Raw genomic sequence first — 12252 nt, forward strand, 5'->3', positions numbered from 1 at the left:
AAGGCTCTGATCATGAAGGAAAGTCCATTTAATATCCATGCGAAAAAATATGACAGGTGGTATGAAGAACACCATGCGGTCTACGAATCCGAACTTGAAGCCATCAGAGAAGTACTTCCCGAGATTGTACCCGAAAAAAGTCTTGAAATAGGAGTTGGGACAGGAAGATTTGCATCAGCTCTGGACATCAGTTACGGACTTGACCCTTCAGAGAAGATGCTGGAAATTGCAAAAAAACGTGGAATTGAACTTATCAGGGGAGTTGCAGAAGAGCTGCCCCTGAAAAATTCATCTGTTAAACTTGTGCTGATGGTCACGTCCCTTTGCTTCACAGATAAAGAAAGAACACTCAGGGAAATACGTCGTGTACTTATACCCGGAGGTGAACTTATTGTTGCATTCATCGAACGTGACAGCCCTCTCGGAGAAGAATATAGAAAAAAAGCACCAAGAAGTAGTTTTTTCAGAAATGCAAATTTCTATACCACAACTGAAATCATAAGCAATCTCAAAGAAAATGGTTTCCAGGAATATCATATAAGACAGACCCTGTTCAAACCCCTCTCTGAAATCAAAGTTTACGAAAAACCGGAAGAAGGCTTTGGCAAAGGTTCTTTTGTTGTCATAAAGGCAATAAATATAAAAGACAGGTAACCAATCTTTTCTATATCATTCTTCCAAATCGACGTGGGGTCATGGGATGAACGGAATAGGGAAAGAATTCATAGAAAAAACCAAATTCCAGTACGCTGAGCATTCGGACCAGTCACTTGGATATCCTCAGCCTCCTCTGGAATCAGTAACCGGGGAAGAAGGGCAAATATTCGATCTTCCGGAACCAAAGAATATTCAAGTTAACAGGACAGATCTCAGGGAGGTCATCGAAAGCAGGAAAAGTACTCGAAGCTACCTTCTTGAATCAATTTCCCTTGAAGAGTTATCATACTTGCTCTGGTGCACCCAGGGTGTCAAGCATATAAAAAGTTCGGTAACCTTCAGGACAGTACCTTCTGCAGGAGCCAGGCATGCACTTGAGACTTACATACTTGTGAACAACGTGGAAGGACTTGAGAGCGGGCTATACCATTTTCTTCCCATAGAGCACAGGCTTGTTCAGATACAGGCTGGAGAACATATTGCAGGAGATATCAAAACCGCCTGCCTTGAGCAGCCTTTTGTAATAAACAGCGCTGTCACATTCATCTGGACTGCTGTGCCTTACAGGATGGAATGGAGGTATGGTGAAAGAGGATACAGATATCTGCATCTGGATGCCGGGCACGTCTGCCAGAACCTTTATCTTAGCGCGCAGTCCATCGATTGCGGAGTTTGTGCAATCGCTGCTTTTCTTGACGACAACATGAACACACTGCTCAAAATCGACGGCGAGAAGGAGTTTACCATATACATTGCAACGGTAGGTAAAACATTAACATGAAAAATAAAGAGCCGACTTATGAAACTGTAACAAATGAACTCATGCAAATACCGGGAGTCGGGAAGACTATCGCGGATGATCTCTGGAATCTGAACATTCGTAGTATTGCAGACCTGAAAGACAAAAATCCTGAAGAACTCTATCAGCAGTTATGTGACTTTCAGGGAATTCATGTGGACAGGTGCATGCTCTATGTTTTCAGATGTGCAGTCTATTTTGCATCAAATGATGAACATGACCCGCAACTGTTGAAATGGTGGAACTGGAAGGACTAGGTCCTTCGAATTCCTTTGATTTCAAATCTCCAGTTCAATCCCCAGGTATTCTTTTATTATCATATAGGCCATAGCCGGAGGGAAGGCTCCGGCCTCGGTGACCATAAGATCGATGTATTCGGCAGGTGTAACATCGAATGCCGGATTACTGACCTTTACATTCGGAAGCTCTGTCAATATCTCAGGATCAATGACTTCCTCACTTGCACGGTCTTCTATCTCGACTATTTCCCCGAGTAGGGTTCTGGGACTGAACTTGTAGGTTTCAGCCGCCACAATCACATTTTTACGGGCTTCCTGTGCCGCCAGTGCAAGCTGAGAGGTACCTATCTTGTTTATGAGGGCACCGTTGACAGAAATAGAATCCGCACCAACTACCACAAGATCTACTTTCTTCATGGTAAGCCTGACAGCAGAATCCACAATCAGTGTAGTGGGAATTCCATAATCATTCAGTTCACGAATTGTAATGAAACCCTGCCTTCTTGGACGTGATTCCGTAGCTACCACCGAGATATCCTTGCCCTGATCAAAAGCAGTCTTGATAATAGAGAGGGCAGCATGGGAATTACAATGGGTCATAATCACATCTCCATCATGAATTCTCTGGGCACCGATCCTGCCGATCTTGTCCAGTGCTTCCTCTGCATTCTTGATGAAACTCTCCGAGTTCTTTACAATTTCATCGATAGCATCATAGACATTTGTAGCACTATGTCTTTTTGTCAGGGTAACAGCATTGGGAAGAGAAACAGCCGTAGGCCGGGTGTCCACAAGTGTTTTTGAAGCTTTCTCGATTTTTGCATTGAACTCATCTATGTTCAGTGAACTGAGGGTTCTTGCATAATCCCTGAGTGCAGCTGAAGCTGCAACAGCTATCCTTCCCGCGCCACGGATCTCCATTGTGCATATCTTTTCCGCTATGTTTTGTAGATCATCCATGACTATAAGTTGGACTTAAAGAATTTATATCTAGCCTGTGATGAAAAAAATAAGAGGCTTTTAATCAAAAACAAGATTATCTGTACTGCCCCAAAGCAAAATCAGACGGAAACACTTTTATTCTGTTTGAATTTTTTATAATACATACACTTGATGAAAACATAAGGAGTTATTAAGGATATATTTTAGTTTCTATTCTGGGACACTGATATTTTCCGGGCTGGTGCTCTTAGGACTCGCACTCTATATCAGAAAGTTCAAAGAAAATGATGGTGTAGATCATTTCTCTTTTTTCCTTATAGCACTTGCCATCTATTCGATATTCTATGCACTGGAGATATCATCGATTCAAATGGAAGCTGCACTTTTATTCTATAAGATACAGTACCTCGGAATATCGTTCATACCGGCTTTTTTCCTGCTATTCTCCATGAGCTATACAGGAAAAAAGCATTTGATAACACCAATGGTGAGAAACAGCGTTTTTGTGATTTCTGCTATCACAATCTCCGTAGTGATAACTAACGAGGTGCATCATCTGTTTCACAAGAACGTCATTTTTAGTTCTGTGGGTCCATTCTATAGTCTGGTATTTGAACCGGGGATTTATTATTGGTTCTACCAAACTTATTCTACCATCTTCATAGTGTTTGGTATTGCACTTTTCTTTAAGATGTGGGCTCAGAGCAAGTTCCTCTTTAACAGGCATCTGCTTATGCTTATAATCTGCTCAGCACTTTGTTTTTCAGTCTATGTGCTTTACCTGGCAGGTTTCTTCCATAAAGGGGTGGACCCTATACCATTTGTCTTCACTGTCGGTGCGCTGATTGTCTATATCGGCATATTCCACTACAGACTCTTCGATGTAGCACCCCTGGCCCGCAGTTTCCTTTTTGAGAATGTTCCTTCGGGTGTAGTTGTTCTCGACAGAAAGGACAGGGTGATAGATATTAACCAGGCCGCAACAAAATACCTGAGCACGTCTGCAAAAGACATGGGCAAACATGCTTCGGAAGTCTTTGATTTCTGGACTCAGTTTCCGGATTCCGAAAAGGACAGAATTGGAGAGGAAAATCTCGAATTAAAATACACCTTTGCAGGTACAGAGAATTGGTTCACTGCAAATCTTCTTTCACTTCATGACGAGCATGGCAATATCCGTGGAAGGATGATAGTTCTGGACAACATTACTGACAGGAAACTAGCAGAGGAGACGCTGATCAAAAGCAAGCTTATGGCTGAAGAGGCGAGCAGCATGAAAAGCGAGTTCCTTATGAACATGAGCCATGAATTACGTACTCCTCTAAATGCTATAATTGGTTTTTCACAATTACTTCAGGAACAAACTTTCGGGGATTTAAATAATACACAGACAAAGTATTTGACTAATGTCGAAATTGCAGGCAAACATCTTCTTGATTTAATCAACGGCATTCTTGACATTTCCAGAATAGAAGCAGGCCAGGCAATACTGGAATGTGAAGACTTTCCCGTCCCGGACACACTGGAAGAAATTCGCAAGGTGATATCACCGCTGGCTATCAAGAAAGGAATAAAACTTACAATTGAACATGAATCCGAAAAAACTCAAATATGTGCTGACAGGAAGAAGTTCAAGCAAGTTGTGTACAATCTTCTTGGTAATGCTATTAAGTTCACACCGGAAGAAGGTGAGGTAAAGTTAATTTCCGAAGATACCAATGACGGAATCATTGTTTCTGTTTCAGACACTGGCATCGGAATTGCCGGAGACAGGCTGGAGGATATATTCGAACCCTTCAAGCAAATAGACTCTTCGACCAGCAGGAAATACCAGGGGACCGGTCTTGGGCTTGCTCTTGCAAAAGAGTTTGTCGAAATGCACAGTGGAAGTATTCGGGTTGTGAGTGAGGAAGGAAAAGGAAGTACCTTTATATTCACCATCAAAGACCAGAAATGTTGCAATGATGGGAATATTCAAACATTTCAATCGCAATCTATGCAATAAAAATATTTTCAATCATAAAAAAGCCGTTAAGGGCCAACATTAAGACTATTTCAAAGACAATCTTCTCTTAGAACAGCAAGACAGTTTTAAACAGTGCCAGCATACAATTATAGTAAATGGGACCGGAAGATGGGAATTAATGCCTGAAAGAAGATCGGAAAGCGATGATATTCTTATGCGCTGGATGAGATTGGAAGTCAGCAAGATAAACGAAGGAATAGTCACAGAGCGCAAAAGCCTTGCTCAACTTCTCCTTGAAGAGAAGCCTGCTTCAAAGACAAAAGCAGGAGATGAACACCTTTTCAATAAAGAAATCCTAATATTTCTCCGGGATAATCTCCCCAAGGAGTTTCATTATAAACTCAAGCTGCCTATCCTTTTTTTCTACAGCATGAATGTACCTGACAACTGTTACCTTAACGATCCCATTGTTCTCCACGCTCTCCAGATATTAGGGGACTTCAGCAAAATGCGCCGTATGCAGAAGGGGAAAATTTGGGTAGGCAGGTCTATTGCATATTCAATTGCGAAGAAGTATCCTACAGCCATACAGATAGTAATGGCATGATATCTGCTGCCTTAAGCGAACAATAAATCATCAATGGCAAATATAAGAGGATGTAATTATATTCTCATAATCTTACAGGTAATCATCATGAATACTATTTCATCCGTCAACCCTGCAACAGGAAAAATGATCGGCGAAGTGGAAATGCACTCTGATGAGCAGGTCAGCCGGACGCTCAAAAGGTCCGCTGATACGTTCAGGGAATGGAAAAGCACCGATGTTTCCGAGCGGAATGAACTTCTGCACAAGTTCGCCGATCTTTTACGTGAAAATAAGCAGCAATATGGAAAACTCATCACAGCTGAAATGGGAAAAGTCATCAAACAGGCTGTTCCAGAGGTCACCAAATGTGCTGACATGTTCGATTATTTTGCTGACAAATCGGAAAGAATGCTTGAACCCGAGCCTGCGAAAGAAAACTCATGTGACTCCATGATACATTACGAACCTATGGGCACCGTACTTGCCATAAAACCCTGGAACTTCCCGTTCTGGCAGGTGCTAAGTGCAGCAGCCCATGTGCTGGCAGGTGGGAATGTCATGCTGCTCAAGCATTCCAGCTATGTGCCCATGTGCGCACTGGAAATTGAAAACATCTTTGTTGAGGCAGGATTTCCAGAAGGTGTCTTCCAGACACTGCTCATAGATGGGGAAACAGCATCCTCACTCATCTCAAGAAATGAAATCAAGGCCGTATCCTTCACAGGTGGATATGATGCCGGCCAGAAGGTTGCCGAAATTGCTGCTCGTAACATGAAGAAGTTTGTGCTGGAACTCGGAGGCAGTGACCCTTTCATTATTCTTGATGACGCAAATGTTGGGATGGCTGCAAAGGTCGGAGTTGCGAGTCGTTTCATCAATACCGGACAAACCTGCATAGCTGCCAAGCGTTTCATTGTTGCGGAAGACGTGGCAGAGGAATTTACAGAAATGTTTGTTGAAGAGACACAAAACCTGAAAGTCGGTGACCCTATGGACCCTGAAACGGATATCGGGCCGATGGTAAGGGAAGAACAGGTTAAGATACTGGAAAAGCAGGTCAGTGATGCAATATCAAAGGGTGCAAAAGTTCTCATTCCCGGTGGAAGAATGGAAAATGAGGGTTATATGTATTCCCCAACAGTTCTGGGAGATGTTAGCAGGGATATGAAGGTTATGAGGGAAGAGACATTCGGACCCCTCGCACCGATAATTACCGTGAAGGATGAGAGCGAAGCTATTGAAGTTGCAAATGATTCCGAATTCGGGCTGGGTGCCAGCGTATGGAGTCAGGACAGAAATCAAGCCATGAGAATTGCATCTGAACTTGAGACAGGCATGGTTGGAATCAATGCCTTCTGCAAACCTGAAGCCTGCCTTCCATTTGGAGGAGTAAAGAAAAGTGGCATAGGCAGGGAACTTTCATGGCATGGGTTCTATGAATTCATGAACATTAAGTCAATAAAGATGATGTGATAATTGCCATCATGATTCCTGCCCTGATAGCAGGATCATATTTCTTTTTCCATCGTATAATTCACCAGTATCTGCCCGTTTCTGAGGATATGGTTTTCATTCAAAATGCAAAAACCCATTTTCTTAAAAAAAGGCACTGCCAGCTTTGAAGCTTCAACACTCATCTTCCGAATCGACTTTTTTATGGCGATTTTCTCTATGTGATCGTAAAGGAACTTTCCCACCCCTTTACCCTGATATTCCGAAGCTACATAGGCATAATCAATATGACCATCAGGGTCCATGTTCATGAAACCGACAATTCTTCCATTACAGAACGCAATATATGGTTTTTTGCACCTTAGGATTTCAGCCCACTTCAAATAATCCGGTGGTGTCGGAGCCCATGCTTCTTTTTCTCTTTCTGAATAGAAAGATGAATCTATCATATGTACGATCCTGTGAAAAAGATCAGCTATCTCCTCAGAATGCTTCTCCGAATAATCAGTGATCATTAAGTTCTGTTGCATGGTTTTCACAAACAGTTCTGATCAGTTATACCTCATGTCATCTATCAGATAAAAACAGAGAGCAAAAATTTCCGACTCATAAATACAACAGGAAAAATACAATTGAATGAAAGCATTTAAGCTTCATTTCATCTTTTTATTCATTATATTCATAAATCTACCATTGCTTATCGGATGATGACTTATTATCTCACCATTGTAAATAATGCAAAAAGTTCCAAAAGCACACGGAGAGTTCTGAACAGCATCCGAATCTTCAAGTTCGACCAGATCAGCATCCAGTCCGAATTCTTTTTTTGCAGATTCAAGGATAGCATTCACATTCTTTTCGGTGTATGGACACTGGACAGAACGCATGACAACCAGACCATCCTGATAGTCCTCTAGCTGCTGCTTCATTTCCCTGAACTGAGGATTTACTGCATCTTCATTGAATTTTAGTACCATTAACTCAAAATCAGGCTTTGCTTTATCAACCGAAACAAATCCTTTTTTGACAAAAATGTCTTTTTTTACCATGAATGATCCTTTTCTCGTGACAACAGCGACTCCATCCATGTTCTCATTTTTTGCTTCTTTGATGCATTCTTCAATCATGGAAGAAGCGTAACCTTTTCCTTTGAAATCTTTTTTGAATCCTACAAAGATACAATGGATGAACATGTATCCTTCAGCATCCACGGGCCTGTGAGCATACTCACCTGGAATATACTCAAGCATTCCCTGATAACCACCCTTTTCGGAAATAAGGGCTTTTATCCTCAAACCCTTCGGATAGTACTCTTTGAACCAGTCTATTTTCCTTCTCAATTCAAGATGTTTTTTCACATCTTTGTACCCGCAGACCCCGTATTCAGAAATGTTTTCCGGGGTCAGGTCTATAATTTTAACATCGTCCATGCTAATAATTATCAATCTTTGGGTTAAATGTCTTTTTCTATATTTTTAGCTGTTTTTGGTTCAGAATTAAACCTAATTTTTCTACATTACTGGCTATTTCATCAACAATCTTGTTCTTCTCTTCTTCTGATTTATCTTCTGTTGCGGTTTTCATTAGAGGTAAAACATTTCAATCATTAAGTTTTCGCTCTCCACAACTATAGCAATAGCCCTTATGAACACAAACAGTACCCCCACATTTGGCACAAGTCCATCTTGTTATTTCATTTTCCAGGAATTCCACAATACCGAATTCCCTGATATTCTCAAGGTTATCTATTATGCTCATGCTGTATTTAGTCCGATAGGTTTTGTCCAGGCCCTTCAGTCTTTTGCAGGGAAAATCCTCGCATTCAAAACAAAATTCTGCATCACCTTTGCAGAATGTAGTACAATTCTTGATCTTGCAGCCCGTACGACTGATTGGTTTGTTGTCATCGGGACCCCTGCATCCAGGACATTTATTTCTCTCCCTCAGATACACCATGCAAACACTACAATTTATTCCACAGGGAGCTAAAAGTGAGATATCGTTTGAAGATTCCATAACATTTTCCACTATTTTTTATTTTCCAGAGCCGCTCCGACAGTTATACACATCACAGGAATTACCACATATCTTAATCCGATCTGGGTAAAATAATCCTCAAAAGGCATATCCCACATCTGAACCAGTACTATCAGGTCCATTAGTATGTTTATAAAAAACCATACTAATCCAAGGATAATGCCTTCCTTTAAGAAATCCGAATAGATTTTCTTGAAATAGGATATCAAAAGAATAGATGCCGTGATCGAACCTACTACAATCATAATTGATTTGAACAGGAATATGTCAATTGTCAGCTCTCCCTCACTCGTATAAAAGAAAAAAGAGGCTACAAGGGGTATAAGCCAGGAAAGGAAACCATAAAGGATATTCCTTGAATACTTGTTCATGGAAGTTATTCAAAAAATATATCTATTTAAATATTTGCATTTTATGGAAAATGAGTTCCTGTAATTGGAACGGAAGTCTGGAACCACTTTTATATGTGATCAAATACAAGTGAAATTGGAGGAGTAGTTTCAGGTTGTTTACTGCATAACAGGATTTACCGGGGGACATTGAGTATGGAAAGTATAAAATCTATCAATCCTGCAACAGAAGAGATCATCGGAGATTTTGAGCTGGATACTGAATTTATTGTTAAAAAGAAGATCAGGTTGTCCAGAAAAGATTTTGCGGACTGGAAAAGCACATCGGCTTTTGACAGGACCATGTACCTTGAGAATGTTGCCGGTGTGTTGAGGGAGAAAAAACAGGAACTTGCTGAGATCATAACCAGGGAGATGGGGAAAACAATTACTGATTCCCTGGCTGAGGTTGAAAAATGTGCCTGGTTGAGCGAATTCTTTGCCATGAACGTTGAAGGATTCCTTGCAGCCGAATTTGTGGAAACCGATGCCCAGACATCGGGTTTCCTTTATGAGCCTATGGGTACCATCCTGAATATTATGCCCTGGAACTTCCCGTTCTGGCAGGCAATGAGAGCAGCTATTCCCGCGCTTGCCGCAGGGAACGTTATATTGCTCAAACATTCCAGCGATGTACCTATGTGCGCACTTGAAATTGAGAAGGTATTCTGCCAGGCAGGGTTGCCTCCAGGAGCTTACCAGACTTTGCTCATCAGGGGAAAGGAAGCCTCGGAATTGATATCCAGGGAAGAGATTAATGCAGTATCCCTTACCGGAAGTAGCCACGCAGGAAAAAAGGTAGCAGCTGAAGCAGGACGTTACATGAAGAAGTTCGTGCTGGAACTGGGAGGCAGTGATCCTTTCATAGTTCTTGAAGATGCAAATGTTGAAAAAGCTGCAGAAGAAGCGGTAAAGGCCAGATTCCAGAATGCCGGACAGAGTTGCATTGCAGCCAAGCGTTTCTTTGTGGCTGAAAGTGTAGCAGAAGACTTTACCGAGAAATTTGTGAACAGGGTCGGAAAACTCAAAGTTGGAGATCCCATGGACCCGAGTACACAAATGGGTCCCCTTGTAAATGCAAAGCAAAGGCAAAGATTGCAGGAGCAGGTGGATAAAAGCCTGTCAATGGGAGCTGATGCTCTTCTTGAGGGTGGCTCAATGGAAGGAGAAGGCTTCTTTTATATGCCAACCGTTCTCACGAATATAAATGAGAATGCTCCCGTACTCCGGGAAGAAACCTTTGGCCCGGTTGCACCCATAGTCACATTTGCTGATGAAAGGGAAGCTGTTAAACTGGCCAATAGTACAGAATTCGGTCTTGGTGCCAGTGTCTGGACCGAGGACAGGGACAGGGCTATGACTCTGATAAGGGATATCCAGACAGGTGTCATTGCAATTAACAATATGGTAGCTTCCGACCCACGCCTGCCATTTGGAGGAGTGAAGAAAAGTGGTCTTGGCAGGGAACTGTTCCGTGTGGGTATGCAGGAATTCATGCAGATCAAGTCACTAAAGGTGTATTAAAGATGAAAGGTAGTGACCTTTTCGTAAAATGCCTCGAAAGCGAAGGAGTTGAGTACATATTCGGTGTTCCCGGTGAGGAAACAATAGACCTTACTGATTCACTTTCCAGGTCCTGGATCAAGTTTATTGTCACAAGGCATGAGCAGAGTGCTGCCTTCATGGCAGAAATGTACGGAAGGATGACACATAAACCAGGAGTATGCCTTGCAACCCTGGGACCGGGTGCTACAAACCTTATCACGGGAATAGCAGATGCGCAGCTCGATAAGGCACCTCTGGTGGCTATCACAGGCCAATCATCGCTTGAAAAAACCCATAAGGAGTCACACCAGTACATCAATATCGTCAATATATTCAAGGAAATTACAAGCTGGAACTCAAAGGTTACAAGATCGGATTTCATACCTGAGATCCTGCGTAAGGCCTTTGGAGTTGCCAGAAGCAAACCCGGCGCGGTACATATAGAACTCTCTGAAGACGTTGCCAGAGAAGATAGCCGGAAACTACCACTTTCCAAAAAAAGCACCATGCATATTGTCATGCACGACGAAGAGGACCTGAAAAAAGCTGCGGAAATGATCAGGGAGAGTTCAATGCCCGTCGTCCTTGCAGGAAATGGTGTGTTCAGAGGAGACGCGTCTAACGAGCTGAGAAAATTTGCCAGCTTTTCAGGATTGCCGGTAATCACTACATTCATGGGGAAGGGAGCCTTCCCGGCAGATGACGAGCAAAGCCTCGGTTCAATGGGAATTCAGGACAGGGATCATATTATATGCGGCCTGGAAATGGCGGACCTGGTTATAACCGTCGGCTATGATTATGTGGAGTACAGCCCAAATTTTTGGAACTCTGAAGGATCAAAAAAGATAATCCATATACATTCCGACTATCCTGAGACAGATGAGAGCTATATCCCGGACATGATGCTGTTGGGGGATATAAGGCATTCATTGTTTAAGCTTTCCCAGCAATGCGATTTTAAGAAAGAAATTCATGAAAATTTCAAGAATGTGCGTTTAAGGATGACAGCTGAGCTTGAAGACTACAAGGACGATATGTCTTTCCCGATGAAACCTCAGAAGATAATATATGATATCAGGAAATGTATGGGAAGAAGCGATATACTTGTAAGCGATGTAGGTGCCCATAAACTCTGGGTAGGAAGACTTTTCCCGGCATATGAAGCAAATACCGTCTTCATGTCGAATGGCCTCGCATCAATGGGATTCGGACTTCCCGCTACTATCGTTGCCAGCTTCTTAAAACCCGAGCTTAAGGTGGTAGCCGTGCTGGGTGATGGTGGATTCCTGATGAACCTGCAGGAACTCGAAACTGCCGTGAGACTTGGATGCAGTTTTGTGTCAGTCATTTTTGATGACTCCAAATACGGCCTCATCGAGTGGCACGAAAGAAAAGAATTCAACCAAACTATAGGTACCGATTTCACCAATCCGGATTTTGTAATGCTTGCAGAGAGCTTCGGGGCAAAGGGAGTGAAAATAGAAAATGCCAGTGAATTCCAGCCCAGACTCAGGGAAGCACTTGATGCAGGCGGTGTCTGGATATTTGATGTCAGAGTGGACTATTCCGAAAACATCAAGCTCACAGAGAAACTGAAGGAAAGTTTCTGTGACACATGAAGTTGGAATGCCTTTCCG

General features: G+C 42.4%; 13 protein-coding genes. 8 read left to right on the forward strand and 5 right to left on the reverse strand.

Annotation, left to right across the window (positions count from 1 at the left end):
- Window positions 1–12 precede the first annotated feature (12 nt).
- Genes V7O62_RS08745 through V7O62_RS08755 form a run of 3 tightly spaced genes read left to right on the forward strand, consistent with a single transcriptional unit; the run spans window position 13 to window position 1713 of the window.
- The gene (locus V7O62_RS08745) at window positions 13–654 is read left to right on the forward strand and encodes a class I SAM-dependent methyltransferase (RefSeq protein WP_406655922.1); all 642 of its coding nucleotides are present in this window, start codon (window positions 13–15) and stop codon (window positions 652–654) included.
- Window positions 655–700: 46 nt separating this feature from the next.
- Window positions 701–1438 (forward strand): SagB/ThcOx family dehydrogenase, encoded by a 738-nt coding sequence (locus V7O62_RS08750; protein ID WP_406655923.1) that lies wholly within the window; start codon window positions 701–703, stop codon window positions 1436–1438.
- On the forward strand, window positions 1435–1713 hold the full coding sequence (locus V7O62_RS08755) for a helix-hairpin-helix domain-containing protein (RefSeq protein WP_406655924.1): 279 nt from the start codon (window positions 1435–1437) through the stop codon (window positions 1711–1713). Before V7O62_RS08750 ends, V7O62_RS08755 begins: the two co-directional genes overlap by 4 nt.
- A gap of 21 nt (window positions 1714–1734) precedes the next feature.
- Here V7O62_RS08755 and V7O62_RS08760 read toward each other — a convergent pair whose 3' ends face one another.
- Window positions 1735–2655, reverse strand: a complete 921-nt coding sequence (locus tag V7O62_RS08760; protein WP_406655925.1) for a ribose 1,5-bisphosphate isomerase — start codon at window positions 2653–2655, stop codon at window positions 1735–1737.
- A gap of 208 nt (window positions 2656–2863) precedes the next feature.
- Between V7O62_RS08760 and V7O62_RS08765 the strand changes: the two genes are divergently transcribed.
- From V7O62_RS08765 to V7O62_RS08775, 3 genes are all read left to right on the forward strand, one after another.
- Window positions 2864–4642 (forward strand): histidine kinase N-terminal 7TM domain-containing protein, encoded by a 1779-nt coding sequence (locus tag V7O62_RS08765; protein ID WP_406658275.1) that lies wholly within the window; start codon window positions 2864–2866, stop codon window positions 4640–4642.
- A gap of 139 nt (window positions 4643–4781) precedes the next feature.
- Window positions 4782–5210, forward strand: coding sequence for a DUF61 family protein (locus V7O62_RS08770; protein ID WP_406655926.1), 429 nt, complete (start codon window positions 4782–4784; stop codon window positions 5208–5210).
- An 87-nt stretch (window positions 5211–5297) separates the two neighbouring features.
- Entirely contained in the window at window positions 5298–6665 is a 1368-nt protein-coding gene (locus tag V7O62_RS08775; RefSeq protein ID WP_406655927.1) for an NAD-dependent succinate-semialdehyde dehydrogenase, read from the forward strand.
- Window positions 6666–6700: 35 nt separating this feature from the next.
- Here the strand turns inward: V7O62_RS08775 and V7O62_RS08780 are convergent, their stop codons facing one another.
- The 4 genes from V7O62_RS08780 to V7O62_RS08795 all read right to left on the reverse strand — a co-directional run bounded on the left by V7O62_RS08780 (window position 6701) and on the right by V7O62_RS08795 (window position 9052).
- The gene (locus V7O62_RS08780) at window positions 6701–7174 is read right to left on the reverse strand and encodes a GNAT family N-acetyltransferase (RefSeq protein ID WP_406655928.1); all 474 of its coding nucleotides are present in this window, start codon (window positions 7172–7174) and stop codon (window positions 6701–6703) included.
- A gap of 123 nt (window positions 7175–7297) precedes the next feature.
- A complete protein-coding gene (locus V7O62_RS08785) occupies window positions 7298–8074 on the reverse strand; it encodes a YoaP domain-containing protein (RefSeq protein ID WP_406655929.1) in 777 nt (258 codons plus the stop codon).
- 169 nt (window positions 8075–8243) lie between these two features.
- A complete protein-coding gene (locus tag V7O62_RS08790) occupies window positions 8244–8660 on the reverse strand; it encodes a DUF3795 domain-containing protein (protein ID WP_406655930.1) in 417 nt (138 codons plus the stop codon).
- 11 nt (window positions 8661–8671) lie between these two features.
- Entirely contained in the window at window positions 8672–9052 is a 381-nt protein-coding gene (locus V7O62_RS08795) for a hypothetical protein (RefSeq protein WP_406655931.1), read from the reverse strand.
- 174 nt (window positions 9053–9226) lie between these two features.
- On the opposite strand from V7O62_RS08795, the gene V7O62_RS08800 reads away from it, so the two are divergent.
- Window positions 9227–10594, forward strand: a complete 1368-nt coding sequence (locus V7O62_RS08800) for an NAD-dependent succinate-semialdehyde dehydrogenase (protein ID WP_406655932.1) — start codon at window positions 9227–9229, stop codon at window positions 10592–10594.
- A 2-nt stretch (window positions 10595–10596) separates the two neighbouring features.
- The gene (locus V7O62_RS08805) at window positions 10597–12234 is read left to right on the forward strand and encodes an acetolactate synthase large subunit (protein WP_406655933.1); all 1638 of its coding nucleotides are present in this window, start codon (window positions 10597–10599) and stop codon (window positions 12232–12234) included.
- Window positions 12235–12252 lie beyond the last annotated feature (18 nt).

This window comes from Methanolobus sp. ZRKC2, from assembly GCF_045291185.1.
Lineage (GTDB): Archaea > Halobacteriota > Methanosarcinia > Methanosarcinales > Methanosarcinaceae > Methanolobus.

Coding starts and splice junctions, on each gene's coding strand:
- V7O62_RS08750 (WP_406655923.1), top strand. CDS start 701: ATGAACGGAATAGGGAAAGAATTCATAGAAAAAACCAAATTCCAGTAC.
- V7O62_RS08745 (WP_406655922.1), top strand. CDS start 13: ATGAAGGAAAGTCCATTTAATATCCATGCGAAAAAATATGACAGGTGG.
- V7O62_RS08785 (WP_406655929.1), bottom strand. CDS start 8,074: ATGGACGATGTTAAAATTATAGACCTGACCCCGGAAAACATTTCTGAA.
- V7O62_RS08800 (WP_406655932.1), top strand. CDS start 9,227: ATGGAAAGTATAAAATCTATCAATCCTGCAACAGAAGAGATCATCGGA.
- V7O62_RS08755 (WP_406655924.1), top strand. CDS start 1,435: ATGAAAAATAAAGAGCCGACTTATGAAACTGTAACAAATGAACTCATG.
- V7O62_RS08770 (WP_406655926.1), top strand. CDS start 4,782: ATGCCTGAAAGAAGATCGGAAAGCGATGATATTCTTATGCGCTGGATG.
- V7O62_RS08780 (WP_406655928.1), bottom strand. CDS start 7,174: ATGCAACAGAACTTAATGATCACTGATTATTCGGAGAAGCATTCTGAG.
- V7O62_RS08805 (WP_406655933.1), top strand. CDS start 10,597: ATGAAAGGTAGTGACCTTTTCGTAAAATGCCTCGAAAGCGAAGGAGTT.
- V7O62_RS08790 (WP_406655930.1), bottom strand. CDS start 8,660: ATGGAATCTTCAAACGATATCTCACTTTTAGCTCCCTGTGGAATAAAT.
- V7O62_RS08795 (WP_406655931.1), bottom strand. CDS start 9,052: ATGAACAAGTATTCAAGGAATATCCTTTATGGTTTCCTTTCCTGGCTT.
- V7O62_RS08760 (WP_406655925.1), bottom strand. CDS start 2,655: ATGGATGATCTACAAAACATAGCGGAAAAGATATGCACAATGGAGATC.
- V7O62_RS08775 (WP_406655927.1), top strand. CDS start 5,298: ATGAATACTATTTCATCCGTCAACCCTGCAACAGGAAAAATGATCGGC.